Raw genomic sequence first — 23566 nt, 5'->3', positions numbered from 1 at the left:
TACGGGGATCACTCGTTAATAATCGGGCGCGTTACGCGAGGTCGACGGGTGTTGCCCGCATGAAATTTGCGGACAGGAGCGTCAGAACCGCCGGACGACCCACGCTCAGGCGCCCGCCTTCAATTCCCATAAGATCGGCGGGAATGCGTGTCGCCATCGCAAGAATATCGACCAGCGGAAGATCGGTTTCCTGCTGCATCACACGGATCGCGCTGGCTAGGTCAAGATCCGCGCCGGCAAGAGTTCCATTCTCCAGCGTCAGGATGCCATTTTCGCGCAGGATCGTGCGGTTGTTCAGCTCGAACCGGTGCTGATCGGTGCCCGCAGGCGACATGGCATCCGTCACCAGAAAGATGCGTTCAGTGCCCTGTTTTGCCCGCAGAGCGGCGCGGATTGACGCAGGGTGGACATGATGCCCGTCTGCGATTAACCCTGCGAAAAATTCAGCATTATCAAGGGTTGCGCCCACAACGCCGGGGGACCGATTGCCAAGCTGGCTCATCGCGTTGAACAGATGCGTCACGCAGCGCGCGCCCGCTTTTTGATAGCGCATGCAGGTCTCGTAATCCGCATCCGTATGGCCAAGCGAGACCACCGCCCCCGCCGAGGCCAGAGCCGCGACCTGTTCGGCGGTTGTGGTCTCGGGGGCGACGGTCATCATCAGCGCGGGCAGGGTGCGGGCCGCCTCGCAATAGGCCGCCAGATCGTCGCTGTCCATCGGGCGGATCAGGTCTGGATCATGCGCGCCTTTGCGCGCGACCGACAGGTGCGGGCCTTCCAGATGCAGCCCGCCAATCCCCGCAACGCCCTGCGCAATCGCCTCGCGCGCGGCCTTGATCGCGGCGCGCGAGACCTCGCGCCGGTCAGTGATCAGCGTCGGCAGGATCGTCGCGGTGCCAAGCGAGCGATGCGCGGCAGCGATGGTTTTCAGCGCGCTGACGGTTTGAGCCTCGTTAAACAGCAAGCCGCCGCCGCCATTCACCTGCAGATCGACAAACCCCGGCATCAGGATGTCGCCGCCCAGATCGACCTCCGCGCAGCCCGCTGTCACGGGGCGTAGCGCGCTGATCGCGCCGTGGGTCAGTTCAAGCTCGTAGCCCTCCAGCAGGCGCGTGCCATCGAAAATCGGGCCGCCACGCAAAATGATCGGTGTTTCAGTCATACCGTCTCCGTCACTTTGTTGAGGTGGCGCGGGGCGTCGGGGTTGATCCCCAGATCCGCAGCGAGTTGCTCGACCATCGCATAGAACGACACGATCAGCGCAAGCGGATCGGTCAGCGGATGGCCAGTGCGCACGGTGGGAAGTGCTTTGGCTTTGCCTGGCAAGTCGCTGGTCACAAATGACTTTGCGCCCTTGGCTGCGATCTGGCCGGCGATGTCTACCACCGATTTCTCAGCCGCATCCGCGCTGGCGAAGGCCAGCACCGGAAAATCGGCGCCGACGATGGAAACCGGCCCGTGCATCACCTCGGCCGAGGAATAGCTTTCCGCGTGGCGCTGGCATGTTTCCTTGAATTTCAGCGCTGCCTCGTTGGAAATCGCCCATGACGGGCCGCGCCCAAGGGTAAAGACCGACCCGCCTTCGCGCACGGCCTCGCGCACCTCGGACCAATCGGCGGCGCGGGCGTTTTCCAGTGCCTCGGGGAGCGCGCGGATCGCCGCCAGAAGCTCTGCGTCCTGCTTCCATTCGGCCAAAAGCCACAGCCCCGTAACTGCCGAGGTCACAAAGGTTTTCGTTGCGGCGACGCTGAGTTCGGCGCCCGCGCAGATGTCGAGGGTGGCATTCGCACACATCGCAAGCGGCGAGGTGGTTTCATTGGTGATCGCCACGCTATACGACCCGCCACGCCCCAGACTTTCGGTCAGGCGCACGATGTCGGGGCTTTTGCCCGATTGCGAGATCGCCAGCGTCGCGGTGTTCGCCACCCGCAGCGGCGCATTATAGACCGAGGCGATCGACGGCCCGACCGAGGCGACGGGCAGCCCCAGCAACAGCTCGCTGGCGTATTTCAGATAACTCGCCGCGTGATCGGAAGAACCGCGCGCGACGGTGATCAGATAGGCGGGGTCAAGCTCGCGCAGGGTGGCGGCGGTTGCACGCACCGGCGCCGCGCCGATGTCGAGCAAATAAGAGATCGCTTGCGGGATCTGGGCGATCTCGCATTTCATTTGGCTGGATTTTGCGGGCATCAGCTTTCCTTGGGGTTATCCAATCTCAGCTCGGCCACGAAATCATAGGCGTCGCCGCGATAGATGGAACGGGTGAATTCCACGACACGTCCGGTGTCGAGATACGAGATACGTTGGATTTTAAGACCCGCCATGCCGGGTTCGACGCCAAGCAGGCGGGCCTCTTCGTCTTCCAGATTGATCGCCGAGATCTTCTGGATCGCGCGGATCGGGCGGTTGCCGGATTTCTCCAGCACCTCATAAAGAGATTTGCCGACCTCGATCGGGTTGGGCAGGATGTCCAATGGCAGGGCCGCGCGTTCCAGCGCCAGCGGTTGCCCGTTCGACTCGCGCAGGCGGTAGATCCGCGCGACCGAGTCGTCGGTGGACAGCCCCAGCCCGACAATCTCTTCGGGCGAGGGCAGGAACACCCCGCGCTCAAGCCATTTCGAAGTGGTTTCCATCCCGCGGCGCGACATATCCTCGGTGAACGAGGTCAGCCGCGAGAGCGATTGCTCCACCTTTGCCGCCGGTTCGCGCACGAACGAGCCAGAGCCTTGCCGCTGGATGATCGTGCCTTTTGTGACAAGCTCTTGAATTGCCTTGCGCACGGTCACGCGTGACAGCCCCGTCAGCTCCGCGATTTCACGCTCGGGCGGCAGCGAGGCGTCCGGCCCCAGAATGCCCTCTTCGATCGCCTCTTCGATGCGCTGGCGCAGTTGCACATAGCGGGGGCCGGGCGTCTGGCCCATCCAGTAATCGGGCAAAAGGAATTCGGTGATAGTCATGCGCTTATCCTGCATTTGATCTCATGTGCCAGATCAAGGGCGCCATCAAGGGGCGTGCCTTTGGGCGGCTGTGGGCAGATGCCTGTCGCCCGTTCCATATAGGGAATATAGGCATGGGCAACCCCGCCGTTGAGAACCAAAGGGATACTCGGGGTCCAGCCAAGGGCGCGCAGCGTCGTCAGGATATATTCCGATCCGCTCGCAAAGATACGCACCGCCGCCGGATCGCCCGCGTTCAGCGCTTCGATGACCTGCGGCGCGATGCGGGCCAAGTCGCCTGGCGAGGCGACGCGGGCCAGCTCGACGATCTTTCCGGGCGAGCCGATCGAGGCGCGCAAGTCGCGCGTCAGCGGGCTCTCGGGGTGTAGCCCGTCCTCGACATCCAGCGCCGCCTTAAGCGCCGCCCGCCCGATCCAGAAGCCCGAGGCCTCGTCCCCCATGCGCGCGCCCCATCCTCCGGCAAGGCGGATCGCGCCCGACTGTTGCAGCGCGAAAAACGACCCCGTCCCAAGCCCCGCAAAGGCGCCATCCTCCGCCCCAAGAGCGCCACGCACTGCCGTGCGCCGGTCGTCCTCGATCACCGCGCAAGTGAGGGGCAGGGCTTGGCGAACCCGCGTCTGGATGTCGCTGTCGATTGCGCCAGCCAGACCAATGAACGCGGGGACGTTGTAAACATCCTCGATCCGCGCGCTCAGCCGCGAGGCCAGAAGGTCCAGTCCGGTAATGATCGTGCGCACGGTTCCGTAGAAATCCGTCATGACATTGGCCGCGCTCAGGGTGACCTCGTGGCGCTTGCCCTGCGCTTCCAGGGCAATCCGGCAGCTCGTGCCGCCGCCATCAATGGCGATGAAGGTGTGATTCTCGTCGATTGTCATATGGCACCTATACAATACCTATTTCCGGCGCAGAAGCTATTATTTGCAATTGGTATCATAAATGCGCTGTGTATTCAAGTAAAACTGGCCGATATTCCGAATTTTGACAATTTACGCATGAAGTGGTAGACAAATGGTATCTAAAAGGTATTGTTGTGACAAGAGAGGGGGATTCGATGGCTGACAAGACGACTGAAACGCTTCATGTGAATGCTCCGGGGCTGGATGCGCGTCCGCTTGTCTCGGTGGCCGAGGAGCTTTGCGCGGCGCAATGTGATGCGGCGGAGGTCGTTGGGCGGGCGCGGGTCGAGCTGGCGAATGCTGGCCGCGCACTGGCGGTCTCGATCCGCGAGGGCGGCAAGCTGATCTATGCGGCGGCGGGATCGTCGGGGCTGATGGCTTTGGCTGACGCGGCCGAGATCGGCGGCACCTTCGGCATCCCGTCTTCGCAAATCCGTATTCTGATGGCGGGCGGCATTCCGACAGATGCCTCCATGCCCGGTGATACCGAAGATGCAGCCGAGGGTCTTGTCGCCGGTTTTTCTGATGTGACCGCGCGCGACACGCTGATTGTGCTGTCGGCCAGCGGCTCGACGCCCTACGCGCTTGAAGCGGTGCGCCGCGCGAAAGCGCAAGGTGCGATGGTGGTGGCGATTGCGAATAACCCCGATACGCCGCTCTTGCAGGGGGCGGATCATGCAATCTGCCTGCACACGCCGCCCGAGCTTCTGGCGGGGTCGACCCGGATGGGGGCAGGGACCGCGCAGAAAATTGCCCTCAACGTGCTGTCCACATTGATGGCGGTCGAACTTGGCCATGTCTACGACGGGATGATGGTCAATCTGGTGGCGGACAATGAGAAGCTGCGCCTTCGCGCGCTTGGGATCGTGTGCGCTATTTCCGGAGTGAGCAAGGATGTGGCGCGTGATGCGCTGCGTCTGGCAGAGGGGCGGGTGAAGCCCGCGATCGTGATGGCGGCCTGCGGCTGCGATCTGGATGCTGCCAAATGGATGCTGGAGGCTGCGCACGGAAATCTGCGCGTGGCCCTGTCTAAGTAACGTAATTTCAACGGTTTATCTGGGAGGAAAACCATGACCTACAAGCTGAAACTGGGGGCGCTTCTGGCCTCGACCATGCTGGCACAAGGCGCGTTCGCGGATGACGTGACGCTGACGATAGAAAGCTGGCGCAATGACGACCTTGCGCTGTGGCAGGACAAGATCATTCCGGCTTTTGAGGCCAAACATTCCGGCATCAAGGTGCAATTCACGCCCTCGTCGCCGCCCGAATACAACGCGGTCCTGAACTCGAAGCTCGAGGCAGGCTCGGCGGGCGACCTGATCACCTGTCGCCCCTTCGATGCCTCGCTCGCGCTTTATGACGGTGGCCGTCTGGCGGATCTGAGCGACCTTGAGGCGATGGGCAATTTCTCGGATGTGGCGAAATCCGCATGGCAGACCGATGACGGCGCGCATACGTTCTGCGTTCCGATGGCCTCGGTGATCCACGGCTTCATCTATAACAAAGAGGCGTTCGCCGAGCTTGGCATCGACGTGCCCGAGACCGAGGACGCGTTCTTCGCCGCGCTCGACAAGATCAAGGAAGACGGCACCTATATCCCGATGGCGATGGGCACCAACGACCAGTGGGAAGCCGCGACGATGGGCTATAACAACATCGGCCCGAACTACTGGAAGGGCGAGGAGGGCCGTCTGGCGCTGCTGGCGGGTTCGCAAAAGCTGACCGACGAGGCATGGACCGCGCCCTACGCGACGCTGGCGAAATGGGGCCAGTATCTGGGCGATGGCTATGAGGCGCAGACCTATCCCGATAGCCAGAACCTGTTCACCCTTGGCCGCGCCGCCATCTATCCGGCCGGCTCGTGGGAGATCACCGGCTTTAACGCGCAGGCCGATTTCGAGATGGGCGCTTTCAAGCCGCCGGTCCGCAATGCGGGCGACACCTGCTATATCTCGGATCACACCGACATTGCGATTGGCCTGAACGCGGCCTCCCCTAATGCGGAAGCTGCCAAGACCTTCCTGAACTGGGTGGGGTCCGAAGAGTTCGCCTCGATCTACGCGAATGCGCTGCCGGGCTTCTTCTCGCTTTCGAAGTTTGACGTTGCGCTGGACGATCCGCTGGCACAGGAATTCGTCAGCTGGCGCGGGGAGTGCGAGTCCTCGATCCGTTCGACCTATCAGATCCTTTCGCGCGGCACGCCGAACCTTGAGACCGAAACCTGGAACGCCTCGGTCGCGGCGATCAAGGGCGCGTCCTCGCCCGAAGAACTGGGTGCGAAACTGCAAGCCGGTCTCGACGGCTGGTTCAAGCCCGCGCAATAATCGCGAGACGCCCGTAACGATCCACCCCGAGCGGTCTTCGCTCGGGGTCCCTATTCCCGGAGGTGCCGCCATGCTGTCCCGTATCCGTTGGCATATCGTCGTGTTTCTGGCGCCTGCCGTGCTGGTCTATACCGCGATCATGATCTTGCCGTTGTTCAACACGCTGCGGCTGTCACTTTACTCCGAAGTTGAGAACGTCCGCGTTTTTGCCGGCCTCGAAAACTTCCGCACATTGTTCACCGACCCGAACTGGTCGGGCGCGTTCTGGAATGCGCTTGGCAATAACGTGTGGTTTTTCGTCGTGCATATGCTGGTGCAAAACCCGATCGGGATTTTGCTGGCGGCGATCCTGTCGCATCCGCGGCTGCGCTTTGCCGCGCTCTATCGGTCCGCGATCTTCATTCCGACGATCCTGTCTTTCGTGATCGTGGGCTTTGCGTGGAAGCTGATCCTGTCGCCCATCTGGGGGATTGCACCGGGGCTGTTGGATGCGGTGGGGCTGAAGGCGCTGTTTGCGCCGTGGCTTGGCAAAGAGGACTACGCGCTGACCACGCTCGCGCTGATTTCGGTCTGGCAGTTCGTGGGCATCCCGATGATGCTGATCTACGCGGCCCTTCTGTCGATCCCCGAAGAGATCCTTGAGGCGGGCGAGATTGACGGTATCACTGGCGCGTCCGCTTTCTGGAAGATCAAGCTGCCGCTGATCCTGCCCTCGATCGGGATTATCTCGATCCTGACATTTGTCGGCAATTTCAATGCCTTCGACCTGATCTATGCCTCGCAAGGCGCGCTGGCCGGGCCTGACTTTTCAACCGATATTCTTGGCACCTTCATGTATCGCACCTTCTTTGGCTTCCAGCTCCAGCTTGGCGATCCCCATATGGGCGCGGCGATTGCCAGTGCGATGTTCGCGATCATTCTGGTGGGGGTGTGCCTTTACCTGTTCGGTGTCCAGCGGCGGCTGCGTCGCTACCAGCTCTGAGGCAATAAACCATGCATAAAGCACGCAACAACCCGCTGAACAAAGCCGCGATGCACGGGGTTCTGATCCTCTATACGCTGATCGCGCTGTTCCCGGTTTTCGTTATCCTTATCAACAGCTTCAAGGCTCGCAAGGCGATCTTCCGCGAGCCTTTGGCCCTGCCGAGCGCGGATAGTTTCAGCCTGATCGGCTATCAGACGGTGCTCAAGCAGGGGGATTTCTTCCTCTACTTCCAGAACTCGTTGATCGTGACGGTGGCATCGCTGTTCTTCGTGCTGCTGTTTGGTGCGATGGCGGCCTTTGCGGTCAGCGAATATCGCTTCAAGGGCAATACGATGATCGGGCTTTATCTGGCGCTCGGGATCATGATCCCGATCCGCATCGGCACGGTGGCCATTCTGGAAATGATGGTCGAGACGGGGCTGGTGAACTCGCTTTGGGCGCTGATCCTTGTCTATACCGCGCAGGGCCTGCCGCTGGCGGTGTTCATCCTGACCGAGTTCATGCAACAGGTCTCGGATGACCTGAAGAATGCGGGCCGCATCGACGGGCTGTCGGAATACACGATCTTCTTCCGGCTTGTCCTGCCGCTTGTCCGGCCCGCGATGGCGACGGTGGCCGTGTTCAACATGATCCCGATCTGGAACGACCTGTGGTTCCCGCTGATCCTTGCGCCGTCGGAGGCGACCAAGACGCTGACGTTGGGGAGCCAGGTGTTCATCGGCCAGTTCGTGACCGACTGGAATGCGGTCCTCTCGGCGCTGTCGATGGCGATCCTGCCCGCGCTTGTCCTTTACGTCATCTTCTCGCGGCAGCTGATCCGCGGGATTACCTCGGGCGCGGTGAAATGATCCGCTCCACCCGTGTAACAGTTCTACAGGAGGCACTATGACTGCCCTGACCCTTGACCACGTCAATAAATCCTTTGGGCCGGTGCATGTGCTCAAAGACATCAACCTTACTGTCGAAGAGGGCGAGTTCGTTGTCTTCGTCGGCCCGTCGGGCTGCGGCAAGTCCACGCTTTTGCGGATTATCGCGGGGCTGGAGGATACCACCTCGGGTGAGGTGATGATCGGCGGGCAGGTGGTGACCCAAACGCCGCCCGCCAAGCGCGGCATTGCGATGGTGTTCCAGTCCTACGCGCTTTATCCGCATCTGTCGGTGCGCGATAACATGACGCTGGCGCTGAAACAGGAAAAGCAGCCCAAGGACGTGATTGACGCGCGTGTCGCCGAGGCAGCGCGGATGCTGAACCTTGGCGATTACCTTGATCGCCGCCCGTCCGAGCTTTCGGGTGGTCAACGCCAGCGGGTCGCCATCGGGCGTGCCATCGTGCGCCAGCCCAAGCTGTTCCTGTTCGATGAACCCTTGTCGAACCTTGACGCCGCGCTTCGGATGAACACGCGGCTTGAGATCGCCAACCTGCACCGCTCGCTCAAAGGCGCGATGATCTACGTGACGCATGACCAGACCGAGGCGATGACGCTGGCCGACAAGATCGTGGTCCTGCGCGATGGTCGGGTCGAGCAGGTCGGCAGCCCGATCGAGCTGTATAACGATCCCGACAACCAGTTCGTGGCGGGGTTCCTTGGGGCGCCTGCGATGAACTTTCTGCCCGCCGCGCGGATTGGCGGGGCAGAGGGGCTGACCGCCGGCATCCGCCCCGAGCATCTGGTGCCGCAAGCGGAGGGTCCGCTGGGGGGGCGTGTCCTGCATGTCGAGAGCCTTGGCGGCGATACCAATGTGATTATCGATGCGGGGCTGGACGAGCCGCTCACGCAGCGCATGTTCGGCCATCACGAGGTCCACGCGGGCGAAGAGATCAGGCTCGGGTTTGACCCCGCGAAGGTTCTGTATTTCGACGATGCGGGCAACCGCGTCCGCTAAGCGCTACTCGGTGGTGCGCGGCGCGATCCGCGCACCATCGGTGATCCGCGAGCCGGGGTAGGTGATGACGCTTGCACCCGCCTCAAGCCCGCCGGTGATCTGCACCGCATCAGGTGTCGCGCGCCCGATGGTGACGGGGGTCAGCGCGGCGCGACCGGCAATCGAGCGGAACACGGCCCAACCGCCTTCGTGGCGGAACAGCGCGCTTTGCGGCACCTGAAGCACATCCTCACCCGACCATAAAACCACCCGCACGAAGACGCGGAAGCGGTCGCCCAGACGAGGGCGCTCGGCCTGTGGCGTGTCCAGATCAAGGCGCAGGCGCACGCGTTGTTCCTCGATCCCAAGCGCCGAAACACGGGTGAACCCGGCCGGGTCGATATGGGTGACATGGGCCGCCAGCGCAGGCTCGCCGCCCCAGCGTTCGATATAGGCGGGGGCACGGGGCGGCACCTGCACCGCGTCGCTGGACAGAAGGTCGACCTCGATCTGCAAATCCCCCAGATCACCGATTTCCAAAAGCGGCGCGCCCGCCTGCACCAGCCGCGCGCTCATATCGGTGACATCCAGAACCGTGCCGCTGTGGGGGGCGGTGACGGGCACGCAGCAGTCAGACGCATTTCCATTTGCCAGCGCATGTTCGGGGTCGAAAAGTTGCGCCTGCATCCGCTCCAGCGTGGCGCGGTGGAGTTCCAGATCATAGCGCGCGGCCTCGGCGGCGGCAGAGGCGGCCGAGACGCGCTGTTCGCTGTCCTCAAGCAGGGTTTTCGAGATGATCCCGCGCTCGGAGAGCTCACGGTTGCGCGCCAGTTGCCCCTCGGCATAGCTCAGGTCGGCTTCGGCCTTGGCCAACAGCACTTCGGATTGGCGCACGGCCGCCTGCGCCTCGGTCACGGCGGCCTCGGCTTGCAGGCGCGAGCGGCTGTCCAGAAGGTCGGGCGCGGCGGGGCGGATCTGTGCCACCACGGTTTCGCCCCCTGTGACATGATCGCCCTTTTGCACGGGCGAGCGCCCGAGCGTGCCGGTGATCGGCGCGCTGACCGACCATGTGTCGCGCACCCGCGTCATCCCCTCGGCGGCGACCGTCACCTCCATCGGCGCGCGGGCCGCGATGGACAGGTCGACCGCCGCAGGCTCGGGCATCAGCGCCCAGACGAACCCCGCCACCGCAGCCAGCGCCACGCCCCCTGCCATTGTCCATTTGACCGGATGCATCGGGTTCACTCCTTCTGTTTCAGGGCCGAGACAAGATCGACACGGTCGAGCCTGCGCCGCACCCAAAATGCCGATCCCGTCGCTGTCACCAGCACCAGCCCCGCCGCAATGGCAAAGCTGCGCGGGCGGATGTCGAACGGCATCGAGATAATATCGGTGGAAAAGCCGGTGTTGATCGCGCGGGCAAAGACATAACCAAGCCCCCAGCCGACGGGAATGGCCAGCACGGCCAGAAGCAGGATCTCGCCCACCAGCACATAGCCGACCTCACCGCGCGAAAAGCCCAAAACCCGCAAAGTTGCCAGCTCGTGCGCGCGTTCCGACAACTGGATGCGCGCGGCGTTATAGACGACGCCAAGGGCGATCAGCATCCCCAAAGTCGAGAAGATCACCGTCATGATGCGCAGGGATTCATTGATCGTTGCGTCGATCTGTCCTTTGACATCGGGCCAGTAGATCAGCCCCGCGATGACAGGGGTCGCCTTGGCCGTTGCCATCAGGCGGGGCAGGGCTTGCGGATCGACCGAGAGATTAAGCTGGTTCACCTGCGCATCGGCGCGCATCAGGCGAAAGAGCGCAGGCTTTGACATATGGACCTCGTCGCCTAGGCTTTGGCGGATGACCGCGCTGACGCTAACGGTCCATGTTTCGCGCGGCGGTGCCAGAAGGGCGACCTGCATCTGGCTACCCACTGTGACGCCCAGTTTTTCGGCCAGACGCTCGGGCAGGATCAACCCGTTTTCCGGCAGGGTGATAACCTTGCCTCCCTCGTCCAGAAGCTGCGTCAACTCGGTGCCGTTTTCGCGCGCCTGAAGGGTGCTCAGCCGCTCAACCGGCCCGTGGATCAGCCGCACGGGCAGGGCAAAGCCACCCTCGACACGGCGCACACCGGGCAGGGTGGCCGCATCGGTCGCGGCCACCGTGCCCTTGTTCTGGTTTAGCACCAGCGTCACATCCTGCCGGTTCGATTGCACGAACATCTCGTCCATCAGCAGGTCCATCGTGTCGAAGATGAAAAAGCACGAGACCAGCACCGCGACCGAGGCCGCCACCCCGAAAAACGTGATCGCCGCGCGACCGGGCCAGCGAAGGATCGAGCGCAGGATCATCATCGTCGTCTGGCGCAGCCGTGCAAGCCGGCCAAACCCATCGACCCAGCCACGCTGGAACACGGGCGGGGCGGGGGGCGACATGGCCGTCGCCGGTGGCAGCCCGACCGAGGCCGCGACAGCGCGCAGCGCGCCGATCACAACGGTTGCCAGACCCAGCACAACGGCCAGTGCAATCGCCCGCACGCCGGGAACATAGATCAGCCAGGGGAAGCGGAAGAATTCGGTATACATCTGGGTCATGCCGTGGCCCGCCCACCAGCCGGACGCCACCCCAAGGACCACGCCGCCAACCCCGATCCCGATCGAGAGCTTCAGATAATGCCAGCCGATTTCACGCGCGCTATAGCCCACGGCCTTCAGCAATCCGATCTGCGCACGCTCCAGCCGGATCAGCCGTCCCAGCACCATATTCACCAGAAACGCGGACACGATCAGAAAGATCGGCGGCATCGAGACGGCGATGGTGCCCAGCTCCTCCATCTCGCTGTTCAGGAACATATGGCTGGTCTGGCGCGCGCGGGCGTAGGCGCCGGTGCCGCCGTAGGGAGCCAGCAGATGATCAAGGGCCGCGATTACCTTGCGCGGGTCGGCCTCGCGGCGCAGCGCGAGCGTTACATCGTTGAAGGCGCCGCTAAGGTCAGTGGCGGCGGCAAGGGATGCCTCGTTTATCCAGATGATGCCGAAGTGTTTGTCGTCGGGCATGATGGACCCCGGCCCGATGGAATAGACAAACTCGGGCGAGAGAACATGCCCCGTCACCGTCAGGTGCCGCCGCTGGCCATTGAGCGTAACATCGACCCCCGTGCCCGGCATCAGCCCGTTGGCCAAGGCGAACGGCTCCATCAGGAGCACCTCATCAGGGCGCAGCGGATCGGGCAGGCGACCCGCGCGCAGCAGCGGCAGGTTCAGCTTTGGCTGGCCCGAGGCGGGCAGAGAAATCACCTTGGCGCTGGCGGGTTCCATCATGCCGGGCAGGTCAAGAATGGCCGCGCCAACAATCCGCGTTTCGGCCTGCGCCACGCCCTCCAGCCCCGCGATCAGGGGGGTAATGTCGTCGGGCGCGCGGGTCGCGCTGGCAAAGACATCGGCAAAGCGCTGGCGCTCGTAATAGGCGTTCAGCGTCTGGTCGAGCGAGCGCAGCGTGCCGTCCGCCATCACCAGCACCATCAGCCCGCACGCCAGCACCAGCGCAATCGCCAGACCCTGCGCCCAGATCCGGCGCAGATCGCGGATAAGCTTGCGGTCGAGCGCGCGCATCACCAACTGACCTCGGATGGCGGGACGGGATTGGCGATGACCTCTTCGCGTGCGATTTGCCCGTCGGCCATATGGATCACGCGATGCGCAATCTGCCGGATCGCGGCGTTATGGGTAATCAGCACTGTTGCCGCCCCCAGATCGCGGTTCACCTCGACCAGAGCCTCCAGCACGGTGACGCCCGTCGCGCTGTCCAAAGCGCCGGTGGGTTCGTCGCAGAGCAGCAACTCGGGGCGCTTGGCGATGGCGCGGGCGATGGCGACACGTTGTTGCTCGCCGCCCGACAGTTCAGCCGGAAAATGGTGCATCCGGTGGCCAAGGCCCACGCGCTCCAGCGCCTCTTCGGGGCGCATCGGGTTTTGCGCGATCTCGGTGACAAGGGCGACATTCTCGCGCGCGGTCAGCGCCGGCACGAGGTTATAGAACTGAAATACAAAGCCCACATGCTCGCGCCGGAAATTCGTCAGTTGCGCCTCGGACATCGCGCCGAGTTCATGGTCTTTGAACTGCACCGCGCCCGAGGTCGGTGTGTCCAGCGCACCCAGAATGTTCAGAAGCGTTGATTTGCCCGAGCCAGAGGCGCCCAGCAACACCACCAGTTCACCTGCGTTGAGCGACATATCAATGCCGCGCAAGGCCTGCACCTCGACTGCGCCGGTCTTGTAGACCTTGGTGACTGCGTGCGCTTGCATGATGGGCTGCATGATACCCTGACCGCCCCGATTGCCGGAATATTCCGATCTTACAGAAGTGAGTGTGGCAGCAGATCAGGGGCTTGCCAAGGTTTCTTGACGCATCACGATAAGGCCCGGCTTCTGGCCGGGCCTTACGCTCGTGTGTCCTCGCCTCACTGGGCAGAAACCAGCCAGAAACCGGCCAGCGGGCAAGGGCGCGCGATGTTATTTCGCGGCGACCAGAACGGCAGCAATCTCCATTTCGGATTTGCCCGAGGCTGCGGCCAGAGAGGTCAGGCTGACATCGCCCGAGGCCACCGTATATCCCGCCGCTTCAAGCTTTGCGGTAAGCGTCGCTTCGGGAACATCCAGCACAGCGGCCATTTCTCCGACCGAGGCTCCCATCACCTTCTGCACCAGCGCGAATGCCGCAGGGCGTCCGCCCGGTCCGGCCCCCTCGCCGCCGCCCGTCGCGACCGGATAGACAAAGACCAAAGCCGCGATCAGCGAGGCCACCATCGACACCGCAAAGGCGGGGCGCTTGAAATAGCACAGCATCGGGCGCCAGTTTTTCCAGATATGCAGCACGAAAGGCACGATCAGCACCATCGACAGCCATTCGTGCATCGAATGGAAATAGCTGGACCCGAAATGGAAGAAAAGCGCGACGCCGGAAATCAGGGAAACAAGGAACAGGCCGGTGATCAGCGGGGTGGCGTAACGATTGAGGAAGGATAGCATGGGAGGGCTCCGAAAAATCTTGCGCGGGTCATTTGATCCCGCTTTTCAGATACGCGCGGGGCGGGGACTTCCGTCGCAAAATTTCGCCGCTTCGCAGAAAAATGTGCTACGTTGCAGCGGGACGCGCTTTCGGGAGGATACAATGGCCAAGACAACCACAACCGCGACTGCAGCCGCTGAACAGGCCGGCCTCGAGACGCTGGCGCGAATGATGCGCCCGCAGATGGCTTTTGCCTCGGCGCTGATCGACTATAACCTCGAGACGCTGGATTTCCTGCGCACCCGGTTCGAGCGCGACAAGGAAATGCTTGGGCAGATCGGCAAGACGCTTGATCCGGTGCAGGCCGCGTCGCTCTGGTCCGAGTTCTGGCAGCGCGCGGCTTCGGACTATTCGGTCGAAAGCTCGAAACTGGCGACCGCGCTGCAATCCATCTCGCAACAGGCCGTGCGCACGATGGCCGAAGAGGGCGAGGCGCTGGCTGGCGCCGTTTCACCCAAAGCGTAGGGCCGGAAAACCGAGGCGAAATGCGAGTCGCCCGAGGTCGGGCGGCTGCGCAAAAGGTCAGATTCGCAAGTATCTTTAGATAGTTACGCTGATGAGCACACGTTAGGGGCGAAACCTTTCAGAAGGCTTGGTTGAAGGGGCGTTAACCACGCCCCTTCCAGATCCAGCCGCCGCCAAAGATACGGCTGCCCTCGTTGGCATAAAAAACGCAGGCCTGACCGGGCGAGACGCCCTCTTCGGGAACCAGCAATTCGACCTCGGCTTCGGTCTCTGACAGGGGGCGGATAATCGCCTCGCGCGGGGGGCGGGTCGAGCGCACCTTGACCGACAGATCCCACTCGGCGCGGCTGGTAAAGGGCGCGTCGCCCAGCCAGTTGATCTCGCGCACGGGGATGGTGCGGGTCGAGAGCGCCTCTTTCGGGCCGACGATCACGCGGCGGGTGTCGGGGTCAAGGCGCACCACATAAAGCGGATCGCCAAGCCCGCCGATGCCAAGCCCGCGCCGCTGCCCGATCGTGTAATGGATCACGCCGCGATGCTCGCCCAGGATATTGCCGTCCATATCGACGATATCGCCCGGATCGGCCGCACCGGGGCGCAGTTTTTCGATCACCGAGGCATAGTTGCCGTTGGGCACAAAGCAGATGTCCTGGCTATCGGGCTTGTCCGCGACCGCCAGCCCGTATTTTGCCGCCAGCGCGCGGGTTTCAGCCTTGGACGCAAGGTGCCCCAGGGGGAAGCGCAGATAGCTAAGTTGTTCCGGTGTCGTGGAAAACAGGAAATACGACTGGTCGCGGTTCGGGTCTGCGGCCGAGTGCAGCTCTGCCCCCTCAGCCCCCATCTTGCGCTGGATGTAATGGCCCGTCGCCATGCAATCGGCCTCAAGGTCGCGTGCGGTTTCCAGCAGATCCTTGAACTTCACCCGCTCGTTGCAGCGGATGCAGGGAACCGGCGTCGCCCCCGCCAGATAGGCGTCAGCGAACTCGTCGATCACCGCTTCCTGAAAGATGTTCTCGTAGTCCAGAACGTAGTGCGGAAAGCCCATCTCTTCGGCCACGCGGCGCGCGTCGTGGATGTCTTGCCCTGCACAGCACGCGCCTTTCTTGGCCAGCGCCGCGCCGTGGTCGTAAAGCTGGAGCGTTACCCCCACAACATCATAGCCCTCTTCCTTGAGCTGCGCCGCCACAACGGACGAATCCACGCCGCCCGACATGGCGACAACGACGCGGGTCTCCGCGGGCGGTTTGGCAAAACCAAGGGAATTAAGCTGTGTGTCCGTATGCATATGACTGATCCGTTAACCAGAAGCCGAGAAATATAGGCAAATTGCACCTACTCACAAGGGTAGGTTTCACCCGTCGTTAAGGCGAACACGGGATGGTGTTCCCACTATGAAGGAGGGGTGAAGCCCATGTACTTGAAAAAAGTCGATGGTCCGCGCGCTATTACGCTGCCTGATGGCACGATTCTGACGCGCTCTGATCTGCCGCCTGCGGAAACGCGCCGTTGGGTGGCCTCGCGTAAGGCAATCGTCGTGCAAGCGGTCGCCTACGGCCTTATCACGCGGACCGAAGTGCTGGAACGCTACGGTCTTTCCGATGAGGAACTGGATATCTGGACCGATGCGGTGCGCAAGCACGGGATCGCCGGATTGAAGGTGACCGCAATCCAGAAATATCGACAACTTTAGGTTGCATTTGTCGGGGATGCTGTCAGAGTAACACCGCGTTAACCATTTCATGTAAGGTTGATTGGTGATCGAGGGATTAATGCGGAGAACCGACAATGCGCATTCTGTTAGTCGAGGATGACCCGACCACATCGCGCAGCATCGAACTGATGCTCACACATGCCAATTTGAATGTCTATTGCACCGATCTGGGTGAGGAGGGCATTGATCTGGCAAAACTGTATGATTACGACTTGATTTTGCTGGATTTGAACCTGCCCGATATGAATGGGCACGAGGTGCTGCGCCAGCTGCGCCTTGCAAAGGTCGATACACCGATCCTTATTTTGACCGGTGCCGACGATACCGAAAACAAGATCAAAGGCTTCGGTTTCGGGGCCGACGACTACATGACCAAACCTTTCCACCGCGAGGAACTGGTGGCGCGTATCCACGCCATTATTCGCCGCTCGAAAGGCCACGCCCAGTCGGTTATCCGCACGGGCAAGATCTCGGTCAATCTGGATGCGAAGACCGTCGATGTGGACAACAAGCCCGTGCATCTGACTGGCAAGGAATACCAGATGCTCGAGCTGCTGAGCCTGCGTAAAGGGACCACGCTGACCAAAGAGATGTTCCTGAACCATCTCTACGGCGGCATGGACGAGCCTGAGTTGAAGATCATCGACGTCTTTATCTGCAAGCTGCGCAAAAAGCTGGCCGATGCGACGGGCGGCGAGAATTACATCGAAACCGTCTGGGGGCGGGGGTATGTTCTGCGTGACCCTTTGCCGGCTGAGCTGACCCATCGTTCCGCGGTCGGCGCCTGACCCTCTGGACGCTTCGCCTGGCTACCCCTATCACTTGGGGCAGCCAGGGGAGAGTCCATGACCGTCACGTCGATCGAAAAACTGACCCGCGAAGCCGCCGCTGCCGAACTGGCGGATTTACAGGCGCGGATCGAGGCTGCCAATAGCGCCTATCATACGCTTGATGCGCCAGATATTTCGGACGCCGATTATGACGCTTTGAAACGGCGTCTTGCTTCGATTGAGGCACATTTCCCCGACCTGAAATCAACAGACAGCCCTTCCGACAAAGTCGGCGGGGCGGTTGCGGATGGGTTTGGAAAAATATCCCACGAACAGCGGATGATGAGCCTTGGCAATGCGTTCGAGGATGAGGACGTCACCGATTTTGTGCGCGGCATCCGCAAATATCTGAACCTGACCGATAGCGCGCCTCTGGTCTTTACGGCTGAGCCGAAAATCGACGGTCTGTCGCTGTCGCTGCGCTATGAAGATGGCGTTCTGGTTTACGCCGCGACGCGCGGGGATGGCGAGGTCGGAGAGAACGTCACCGCCAACGCCCGCACCATTGCAGATATTCCGCAAGCTTTGGAAAACGCGCCAAAAATTCTTGAGGTTCGCGGCGAGGTCTATATGAGCCACGCCGATTTTGCCGCCCTGAACGCGCAGCAAGACGCGCGCGGCGACAAGCGGTTCGCCAATCCGCGCAATGCGGCCGCCGGATCGTTGCGCCAACTCGACGCCAAAATCACCGCCGCGCGGCCTTTGCGGTTTTTCGCCTATAGCTGGGGCGTGCTGTCCGAACCCTTGGGGGAAACGCAGGCGGCCTCGATTGCGCGCCTTGCGGAATTGGGCTTCCAGACCAACCCTCTGACGCAAACCTGCGATAGCTCCGAAGAGATGCTTGCGCACTACCACCGGATCGAGGAGCAGCGCGCCTCGCTTGGCTATGACATCGACGGGGTGGTCTACAAGGTCGATGATCTGGGCTATCAGCACCGGCTTGGGTTCCGCTCGACCACACCGCGATGGGCGATTGCGCATAAGTTTCCGGCGGAGCTGGCCTGGACGCGGCTTGAGAAAATCGAAATTCAGGTGGGGCGCACGGGCGCGCTGTCGCCGGTCGCGCGGCTGACGCCGGTAACGGTTGGCGGCGTGGTGGTCTCGAACGCGACGCTTCATAACGAGGATTACATCTCGGGCCGCGACTCGCGCGGCGAGGTGATCCGCGAGGGCAAAGACATTCGTGAGGGTGACTGGGTGCAGGTTTACCGCGCAGGCGACGTAATCCCGAAGATCAACGACGTCGATCTGACGAAACGCCCGGACACCGCGCGCCCCTTTGCCTTCCCCGAACATTGCCCCGAGTGCGGCTCGGATGCGATCCGCGAGGAAGGCGATGCCGTGCGCCGCTGTTCGGGCGGTATGATTTGCCCCGCGCAAGCCACGGAAAAGCTTCGGCATTTTGTGTCGCGCGCAGCGTTTGACATCGAAGGTCTGGGCGCCCGTCAGGTCGAAGCTTTCTATAAAGACGGCTGGGTCCGCGAACCCGTAGACATTTTTCTTCTCGAACAGCGCTATGGTGCGGGCGGTTTGCAGCAGTTGCGCAAGCGCGAGGGCTGGGGCGACAAATCCGCAGAAAACCTGTTCGCGGCGATCCGTGAAAAGCGCCGCATTCCGCTTGCGAAGCTGATTTTTGCGCTTGGTATTCGCCATGTCGGCGAGGCGGGGGCGTCGCTTTTGGCGAACCATTATCAATCCTGGGTGGCGTTCGAACAAGCGATGACGGGGGCGCTGATCGGCGAGGGGGCCGAATGGCTGGACCTTCTGACCATTGACGGAGTGGGCGAAACCTTCGCGACCTCGCTGGTCAGCGCCTTCCACCAAGAGGCCGAGCGCGCCTCGATCGACCGGCTGGTGGCTCTCTTGGACGTTGTCGATGCCGAGGCGCGGGCGACCGACAGCCCTGTTGCGGGACTGACCGTCGTTTTTACCGGAACGCTGGAAAAAATGACCCGCGCCGAGGCGAAGGCCCGCGCCGAGAGCCTTGGCGCCAAGGTGGCGGGGTCGGTTTCAAAGAAAACCGACATCCTGATCGCGGGGCCGGGGGCTGGTTCAAAGGCCACGAAAGCGGCCGATCTTGGCATCAAAGTGCTGGATGAAGACGGCTGGCTGAAACTTCTGGAGGGCGCATGAGCGGGCGCCCGCAGATCCTGTTTCCGCTCTTTGCCGAGCTTGAGGCGCTACCGGGCATCGGCGCCAAAACGGCGCAGCTTTTGCCCCAGATCGGGGTCGCGCGCCCGCGTGATCTGCTGTTTACCCTGCCGCATTCGGTGATCGACCGTCGTCCGGTGCGCACCGTTCAGGGCGTTCTGGCGGGCACCACGGTGACGGTCGCGGTCGAGGTGCGAGCACATTTCCCCGCGCGCCGTCGCGGCACGCCTTCGCGCGTTGTTGTCGCGGACGAAGCTACTGATATTCAACTGATTTTCTTTCACGCCAAAGGCGATTGGCTGCAACGGCAACTTCCGGTTGGTGAGCGGCGGGTGATCTCGGGGAAGCTTGAATTCTTCGACGGGCAGGCGCAGATCGTCCATCCCGACCACATCCTGACCGAGGCCGAGGTGCCCGATCTGCCGCAGTTCGAGCCTGTTTATCCGCTGACCGCCGGCTTGTCGCAAAAACTGATGTTCAAGGCAGTGCACGGGGCGTTGGCACGGGTGCCCGAGTTGGAGGAGTGGATCGACCCGTCGTTAAAGGCGCGCGAGGGCTGGCCCGATTGGGCCGCGGCGGTGCGCCGTGCACATGCGCCAAAGGGGCTGGACGATCTGGCGGCCACGGCACCCGCGCGCGCGCGGCTGGCCTATGATGAACTGTTCGCGAATCAGCTGACGTTGGCTTTAGCGCGGCGCAACAAGCGGCGCTCTAAGGGGCGGATGACGAAGGGGTCGGGCGCGCTGGCAGCCCAGGTTTTGGCCTCGCTGCCCTATGCGCCGACGGGGGCACAGACCCGCGCGGCGCAGGAAATTCTGGCGGATATGGCCTCGGATAAGAGGATGCACCGGCTGTTGCAGGGCGATGTTGGGGCGGGCAAAACGCTGGTTGCGTTTCTCGCGCTTCTTGGTGCTGTCGAGGCGGGCGGGCAGGGCGTGATGATGGCCCCGACCGAAATTCTGGCGCGCCAGCATATGGAGGGGCTGACCGGTCTGGCCGCAGCCGCCGGTGTTCGGCTTGAAGTTCTGACGGGCCGCGACAAGGGGGCGGAGCGGCGGCGCAAGCTGGAAGACCTTGCATCGGGTGCGATCGGGATACTGGTTGGCACCCATGCGGTGTTTCAAAAAGATATTTTTTTCAATGACTTGCGACTTGTTGTGATCGACGAGCAGCACCGCTTTGGCGTCGCGCAGCGGATGGAACTTGGCGCGAAGGGCGAGGCGACGGACACGCTTGTGATGACCGCAACGCCGATTCCGCGCTCACTGGCGCTGGCGCAATATGGCGATATGGATGTGAGCGTGCTGGACGAAAAACCGCCCGGTCGCAAGCCGGTCAAGACGGCGCTTCTGGCCAATGATCGCATCCCCGAGGTCGTCGCTCATCTGCGCAAGGCGATTGCAGAGGGGCGGCAGGCCTATTGGGTCTGTCCCCTGGTCGAAGAGAGCGAGTTGGTTGATCTGACCTCGGCCGAGGACCGCTTCCGTCATTTGCGCGCGGAACTGGGCGAGGGGGCTGTCGGACTGGTCCACGGGCAGTTGACGCCCACCGAAAAAGACACCGCGATGGCCGATTTTGTCGCGGGGCGGACACGGGTTCTGGTGGCGACCACCGTGATCGAGGTCGGCGTGAACGTTCCCAATGCCTCGATTATGGTGATCGAGCGGGCCGAGACCTTCGGGCTGGCGCAGCTTCACCAGTTGCGTGGGCGGGTCGGGCGCGGATCGGCGGACTCGACATGTCTGATGATCTATCAGCCGCCCCTGTCCGAAACTGGCGAACGGCGCTTGCGGGTGCTGCGCGAAAGCGAGGACGGCTTCCGCATTGCCGAAGAAGACCTCGCGATTCGCGGCGCGGGCGATATGATTGGAACAGCGCAGTCAGGGTTGCCACGCTTTCGTGTGGCGGATCTGGAGCGCCAGAGCGGGTTGATGGCCGTGGCGCAGTCCGATGCGCGTAACCTCTTGGAAAAAGACCCTGATTTATCCTCCGACAGGGGGCGGGCGGCGCGTGTTATGCTGTGGATGATGGAGCAGGATCGGGCGATCAAGCTCTTGGCTGTGGGATGAATGTTCTCAAATGTTCTTAAAAAGTTCTTTACATGGCATGAAATAAATGAGAACAAATAGGCAACAAAAGACGGGAGGCGATTATGCGAGACGACATCAAAACCATTGTCACCGAGAAAGCCGATCAGCTGTTGCTGGATCTTCTGGGCGCGGCTTCGATCTGTGTGACGTTTGTCGCCGCCCTCTATCTGCCCGGTCTTTTCTGAGAGTTCACTGCCTCGCGCTGTTTCCGGCCCCTGTCCCCTTTAGGCCGGTCTGTCCTGACCCTTGGTCGCCCAAGCGCGCACTTGCGCCGCCATCCATCGGATGGCGGCGTTTTTTCAGAACTTATAGCCGATCCGCAACCCGCCCCAATGGCGCCCCGCGACCCGGATCGGGGCCGAGAGATCCTTCATAAGAACGAAAGTCCCACCCCCCATGTCGCGGCGATAGATCTGCAGCACGAACGGGGCGGTCGATTTTCCGGCCTTCGCCCCGACCCGATCGTCGAATATCCGGCGGTTCCGGCAATTGGCGGCATTCCATGCGGGGTCCGGTCCCTGCGGCCTGGAGAATTTCATGTTGTGGGTCGGCAGGTAGCCGTTCACATCGACCGCAGCGCAAAAGGCGATCCGCGGGTCGAAACTCAGCATCTTTTCCTGAATGGGGGGCAATACCTCGTCGGTGAGGCGCGTGAAAGGCGCCATCACCTGCTTGGGATTGGAATTTACAATGGGTGTGTAGTGATAGTTGAAAAGCTGCGTCTCGCTGATGCGGCCAGAGGCGATGGCATTTTCGAAGACAGCGGCGATTTCGGCGGCTTTTTCCTGCACGAAGTCGATCATGGTGCTGTCGTCGATCGACCCGCCCATCGAGACGGAATGCTGGACGATGGTCTCCCCCGAAGCGATCAGCGCATTGGTGCGGCGTTGCGCGGAATGGATTTGCCCGACCGTTTCCTCGGTCGCGTGGGCCATCCGTTCAAAGGCAGGGGCGAAGCGGGTATTGGCTTGCCGCACCTGCTCGGCGTGTGTTGTGATTGCCTCGACCGCCGTTTGCATCTGTTCGACGGTGCCGGTCATCCGGCTCATTGCCTGATCGGTTTCACCAGCCGAGGTCAGCACATTTGCCGCGTTCGTCGAGATTGTCTCGGCCTCTGCGCGCATTTCGCGGATGCCTGCGGTCAGGCCGGTGACGGCAGAACCGATCCCCTCGGCCGCGCGACCGGTGTTTTGCGATAGCTCGTTGATCGCTTCGGCCACCACGGCAAAGCCGCGTCCGGCATTGCCCGCCCGCACCGCCTCGATCTTGGCGTTGATGGCGAGAATGTTGATCTGCTTGGCAATCGAACGGATTTCAGAGTTCTCATCCTGCACGGTGCTCAGCGTGTCCGTAACCTCAGCCATGCGCTGCACGACGGACTGGACCCAGGCCGCGATCTTGCGCGCGTTTTCACCGGTCTCGCGCATTTTCGCGACACTTTGTGCCACGGCCTGAAATGTCTCGTTCAGTGTGCTGGAAACGGCATCCGCGTCGCGCCGGACATCGGCATTTGCGTTTTGCGCGGTTTGGGCAGCAGCTTTCGACTCTTCGAGCAGGGAAAGTTGTATTTCGGTCGCGACGCTGAGGGAATCGAGCGCCGCCGCAATCTCGACAATGTCGCGTCCAAGATGAAGAGCCTCTTGCGCGACTGAGTCGATGATCTGCGAGGTGTCGACCGCATCGACCTTTTCCGCAGCAAGGTCAGGCCGTTGAGAAAGATCGTTCATGTCGCCTCCGGTAAACGCCGCAGGCAGGATGGCAGATCGGAGTTTCAGGAGGGTTAACTGGGGTCGGGCCAGGCTTTTAGCACCGCCGTTGGCGGCAAAAGGATCGAGGCGTGGCGGTTCGGATAGTCGCGCGCAGCGGTCAGAACTTCGTAATCCCCGAAGGGCGCGGCGGGCACGGGGCCGCCTTTGAGCATCGCCTCTAACTCATCGCGTAATTGCGCCACCTGCGCGCGCGTGCAGCCGATCACGCGGGCGCCGAACACCGAGGCCGATGCCTGCCCAAGCGCACAGGCGTGCACCTCTTGCGCGTAGCCCGTGATGCGCCCGTCCTGAACCGCAAGCTGCACCTTGATCGTCGAGCCACACAGCGGCGCGCGCGCCTCTGCCTGCATATCGGGCGCGGGCAGCGGCTCGGTCAGCGGCATATCGGCAGCCAGCGCAAGAATACGCTGCGAATAGAGCTTCATCAGATCGGAGTCGCTCATGTCTTTTCCTTATCGGTGTTGC

At 62.2% G+C, this 23566-nt stretch carries 22 protein-coding genes; 11 read left to right on the top strand and 11 right to left on the bottom strand.

What is annotated here, in order from left to right; all coding sequences use genetic code 11:
- Positions 1–31: 31 nt before the first annotated feature.
- From nagA to RYZ20_RS03345, 4 genes are read right to left on the bottom strand one after another with little or no spacing between them, the layout of a single operon-like run.
- Positions 32–1162, bottom strand: a complete 1131-nt coding sequence (gene nagA, locus RYZ20_RS03360) for an N-acetylglucosamine-6-phosphate deacetylase (RefSeq protein ID WP_317670451.1) — start codon at positions 1160–1162, stop codon at positions 32–34.
- Complete coding sequence (locus tag RYZ20_RS03355; RefSeq protein ID WP_317670450.1) at positions 1159–2190, bottom strand: SIS domain-containing protein; 1032 nt, start codon at positions 2188–2190, stop codon at positions 1159–1161. Before RYZ20_RS03355 ends, nagA begins: the two co-directional genes overlap by 4 nt.
- Entirely contained in the window at positions 2190–2957 is a 768-nt protein-coding gene (locus RYZ20_RS03350) for a GntR family transcriptional regulator (protein ID WP_317670449.1), read from the bottom strand. The genes RYZ20_RS03355 and RYZ20_RS03350 overlap by 1 nt, the downstream gene beginning before the upstream one ends.
- Positions 2954–3832 carry a glucosamine kinase nucleotide-binding domain-containing protein gene (locus RYZ20_RS03345; protein WP_317670448.1) on the bottom strand — a complete coding sequence of 293 codons (879 nt, stop codon included), beginning with the start codon at positions 3830–3832 and terminating at the stop codon, positions 2954–2956. The genes RYZ20_RS03350 and RYZ20_RS03345 overlap by 4 nt, the downstream gene beginning before the upstream one ends.
- Before the next feature lie 176 nt (positions 3833–4008).
- On the opposite strand from RYZ20_RS03345, the gene RYZ20_RS03340 reads away from it, so the two are divergent.
- From RYZ20_RS03340 to RYZ20_RS03320, 5 genes are all read left to right on the top strand, one after another.
- Entirely contained in the window at positions 4009–4890 is an 882-nt protein-coding gene (locus RYZ20_RS03340) for an N-acetylmuramic acid 6-phosphate etherase (protein WP_317670447.1), read from the top strand.
- Positions 4891–4923: 33 nt separating this feature from the next.
- The gene (locus RYZ20_RS03335) at positions 4924–6177 is read left to right on the top strand and encodes an ABC transporter substrate-binding protein (protein WP_317670446.1); all 1254 of its coding nucleotides are present in this window, start codon (positions 4924–4926) and stop codon (positions 6175–6177) included.
- Positions 6178–6247: 70 nt separating this feature from the next.
- A complete protein-coding gene (locus tag RYZ20_RS03330; RefSeq protein WP_317670445.1) occupies positions 6248–7159 on the top strand; it encodes a carbohydrate ABC transporter permease in 912 nt (303 codons plus the stop codon).
- A gap of 11 nt (positions 7160–7170) precedes the next feature.
- On the top strand, positions 7171–8010 hold the full coding sequence (locus RYZ20_RS03325) for a carbohydrate ABC transporter permease (RefSeq protein ID WP_317670444.1): 840 nt from the start codon (positions 7171–7173) through the stop codon (positions 8008–8010).
- Positions 8011–8047: 37 nt separating this feature from the next.
- Positions 8048–9046, top strand: a complete 999-nt coding sequence (locus RYZ20_RS03320) for an ABC transporter ATP-binding protein (RefSeq protein WP_317670443.1) — start codon at positions 8048–8050, stop codon at positions 9044–9046.
- A gap of 3 nt (positions 9047–9049) precedes the next feature.
- On the opposite strand, the gene RYZ20_RS03315 is transcribed toward RYZ20_RS03320, so the two are convergent.
- The 4 genes from RYZ20_RS03315 to RYZ20_RS03300 all read right to left on the bottom strand — a co-directional run bounded on the left by RYZ20_RS03315 (position 9050) and on the right by RYZ20_RS03300 (position 14045).
- Entirely contained in the window at positions 9050–10261 is a 1212-nt protein-coding gene (locus tag RYZ20_RS03315; RefSeq protein ID WP_317670442.1) for an efflux RND transporter periplasmic adaptor subunit, read from the bottom strand.
- A 5-nt stretch (positions 10262–10266) separates the two neighbouring features.
- Positions 10267–12630, bottom strand: coding sequence for an FtsX-like permease family protein (locus RYZ20_RS03310; RefSeq protein WP_317670441.1), 2364 nt, complete (start codon positions 12628–12630; stop codon positions 10267–10269).
- Positions 12630–13334 (bottom strand): ABC transporter ATP-binding protein, encoded by a 705-nt coding sequence (locus RYZ20_RS03305; protein WP_317670440.1) that lies wholly within the window; start codon positions 13332–13334, stop codon positions 12630–12632. Before RYZ20_RS03305 ends, RYZ20_RS03310 begins: the two co-directional genes overlap by 1 nt.
- Before the next feature lie 195 nt (positions 13335–13529).
- The gene (locus RYZ20_RS03300; protein WP_317670439.1) at positions 13530–14045 is read right to left on the bottom strand and encodes a DUF4405 domain-containing protein; all 516 of its coding nucleotides are present in this window, start codon (positions 14043–14045) and stop codon (positions 13530–13532) included.
- A gap of 142 nt (positions 14046–14187) precedes the next feature.
- Between RYZ20_RS03300 and RYZ20_RS03295 the strand changes: the two genes are divergently transcribed.
- Complete coding sequence (locus tag RYZ20_RS03295) at positions 14188–14550, top strand: phasin family protein (RefSeq protein ID WP_317670438.1); 363 nt, start codon at positions 14188–14190, stop codon at positions 14548–14550.
- A gap of 142 nt (positions 14551–14692) precedes the next feature.
- Here the strand turns inward: RYZ20_RS03295 and mnmA are convergent, their stop codons facing one another.
- Positions 14693–15835 carry a tRNA 2-thiouridine(34) synthase MnmA gene (gene mnmA, locus RYZ20_RS03290; RefSeq protein ID WP_317670437.1) on the bottom strand — a complete coding sequence of 381 codons (1143 nt, stop codon included), beginning with the start codon at positions 15833–15835 and terminating at the stop codon, positions 14693–14695.
- A gap of 126 nt (positions 15836–15961) precedes the next feature.
- Between mnmA and sciP the strand changes: the two genes are divergently transcribed.
- The 5 genes from sciP to RYZ20_RS03265 all read left to right on the top strand — a co-directional run bounded on the left by sciP (position 15962) and on the right by RYZ20_RS03265 (position 21517).
- Complete coding sequence (gene sciP / locus RYZ20_RS03285) at positions 15962–16240, top strand: CtrA inhibitor SciP (RefSeq protein ID WP_317670436.1); 279 nt, start codon at positions 15962–15964, stop codon at positions 16238–16240.
- Between the two features lie 95 nt (positions 16241–16335).
- Positions 16336–17049 carry a response regulator transcription factor CtrA gene (ctrA, locus tag RYZ20_RS03280; protein ID WP_317670435.1) on the top strand — a complete coding sequence of 238 codons (714 nt, stop codon included), beginning with the start codon at positions 16336–16338 and terminating at the stop codon, positions 17047–17049.
- 57 nt (positions 17050–17106) lie between these two features.
- On the top strand, positions 17107–19224 hold the full coding sequence (gene ligA, locus RYZ20_RS03275; RefSeq protein WP_317670434.1) for an NAD-dependent DNA ligase LigA: 2118 nt from the start codon (positions 17107–17109) through the stop codon (positions 19222–19224).
- Positions 19221–21311: an ATP-dependent DNA helicase RecG gene (gene recG / locus RYZ20_RS03270; RefSeq protein ID WP_317670433.1), complete on the top strand. Its 2091-nt coding sequence runs from the start codon at positions 19221–19223 to the stop codon at positions 21309–21311. The genes ligA and recG overlap by 4 nt, the downstream gene beginning before the upstream one ends.
- An 83-nt stretch (positions 21312–21394) precedes the next feature.
- Positions 21395–21517: a hypothetical protein gene (locus RYZ20_RS03265; protein WP_317670432.1), complete on the top strand. Its 123-nt coding sequence runs from the start codon at positions 21395–21397 to the stop codon at positions 21515–21517.
- 114 nt (positions 21518–21631) lie between these two features.
- Here the strand turns inward: RYZ20_RS03265 and RYZ20_RS03260 are convergent, their stop codons facing one another.
- A complete protein-coding gene (locus RYZ20_RS03260; protein ID WP_317670431.1) occupies positions 21632–23059 on the bottom strand; it encodes a methyl-accepting chemotaxis protein in 1428 nt (475 codons plus the stop codon).
- Between the two features lie 53 nt (positions 23060–23112).
- On the bottom strand, positions 23113–23544 hold the full coding sequence (locus RYZ20_RS03255; RefSeq protein ID WP_317670430.1) for an iron-sulfur cluster assembly scaffold protein: 432 nt from the start codon (positions 23542–23544) through the stop codon (positions 23113–23115).
- Positions 23545–23566 lie beyond the last annotated feature (22 nt).

The sequence above is a fragment of the Pseudothioclava alba genome, from assembly GCF_033100795.1.
In the GTDB taxonomy this organism is placed as follows: domain Bacteria; phylum Pseudomonadota; class Alphaproteobacteria; order Rhodobacterales; family Rhodobacteraceae; genus Pseudothioclava.
This window is presented reverse-complemented; position numbering and strand designations above follow the sequence as displayed.

Excerpts from the sequence above, each read along its gene's own strand:
- ctrA (WP_317670435.1), top strand. The coding sequence starts at position 16,336 with ATGCGCATTCTGTTAGTCGAGGATGACCCGACCACATCGCGCAGCATC.
- RYZ20_RS03315 (WP_317670442.1), bottom strand. The coding sequence starts at position 10,261 with ATGCATCCGGTCAAATGGACAATGGCAGGGGGCGTGGCGCTGGCTGCG.
- RYZ20_RS03300 (WP_317670439.1), bottom strand. The coding sequence starts at position 14,045 with ATGCTATCCTTCCTCAATCGTTACGCCACCCCGCTGATCACCGGCCTG.
- RYZ20_RS03330 (WP_317670445.1), top strand. The coding sequence starts at position 6,248 with ATGCTGTCCCGTATCCGTTGGCATATCGTCGTGTTTCTGGCGCCTGCC.
- RYZ20_RS03255 (WP_317670430.1), bottom strand. The coding sequence starts at position 23,544 with ATGAGCGACTCCGATCTGATGAAGCTCTATTCGCAGCGTATTCTTGCG.
- RYZ20_RS03340 (WP_317670447.1), top strand. The coding sequence starts at position 4,009 with ATGGCTGACAAGACGACTGAAACGCTTCATGTGAATGCTCCGGGGCTG.
- RYZ20_RS03345 (WP_317670448.1), bottom strand. The coding sequence starts at position 3,832 with ATGACAATCGACGAGAATCACACCTTCATCGCCATTGATGGCGGCGGC.
- recG (WP_317670433.1), top strand. The coding sequence starts at position 19,221 with ATGAGCGGGCGCCCGCAGATCCTGTTTCCGCTCTTTGCCGAGCTTGAG.
- ligA (WP_317670434.1), top strand. The coding sequence starts at position 17,107 with ATGACCGTCACGTCGATCGAAAAACTGACCCGCGAAGCCGCCGCTGCC.
- RYZ20_RS03320 (WP_317670443.1), top strand. The coding sequence starts at position 8,048 with ATGACTGCCCTGACCCTTGACCACGTCAATAAATCCTTTGGGCCGGTG.
- RYZ20_RS03350 (WP_317670449.1), bottom strand. The coding sequence starts at position 2,957 with ATGACTATCACCGAATTCCTTTTGCCCGATTACTGGATGGGCCAGACG.
- RYZ20_RS03310 (WP_317670441.1), bottom strand. The coding sequence starts at position 12,630 with ATGCGCGCGCTCGACCGCAAGCTTATCCGCGATCTGCGCCGGATCTGG.
- RYZ20_RS03305 (WP_317670440.1), bottom strand. The coding sequence starts at position 13,334 with ATGCAGCCCATCATGCAAGCGCACGCAGTCACCAAGGTCTACAAGACC.
- nagA (WP_317670451.1), bottom strand. The coding sequence starts at position 1,162 with ATGACTGAAACACCGATCATTTTGCGTGGCGGCCCGATTTTCGATGGC.
- RYZ20_RS03325 (WP_317670444.1), top strand. The coding sequence starts at position 7,171 with ATGCATAAAGCACGCAACAACCCGCTGAACAAAGCCGCGATGCACGGG.
- mnmA (WP_317670437.1), bottom strand. The coding sequence starts at position 15,835 with ATGCATACGGACACACAGCTTAATTCCCTTGGTTTTGCCAAACCGCCC.
- RYZ20_RS03265 (WP_317670432.1), top strand. The coding sequence starts at position 21,395 with ATGCGAGACGACATCAAAACCATTGTCACCGAGAAAGCCGATCAGCTG.
- RYZ20_RS03335 (WP_317670446.1), top strand. The coding sequence starts at position 4,924 with ATGACCTACAAGCTGAAACTGGGGGCGCTTCTGGCCTCGACCATGCTG.
- RYZ20_RS03260 (WP_317670431.1), bottom strand. The coding sequence starts at position 23,059 with ATGAACGATCTTTCTCAACGGCCTGACCTTGCTGCGGAAAAGGTCGAT.
- RYZ20_RS03355 (WP_317670450.1), bottom strand. The coding sequence starts at position 2,190 with ATGCCCGCAAAATCCAGCCAAATGAAATGCGAGATCGCCCAGATCCCG.
- RYZ20_RS03295 (WP_317670438.1), top strand. The coding sequence starts at position 14,188 with ATGGCCAAGACAACCACAACCGCGACTGCAGCCGCTGAACAGGCCGGC.
- sciP (WP_317670436.1), top strand. The coding sequence starts at position 15,962 with ATGTACTTGAAAAAAGTCGATGGTCCGCGCGCTATTACGCTGCCTGAT.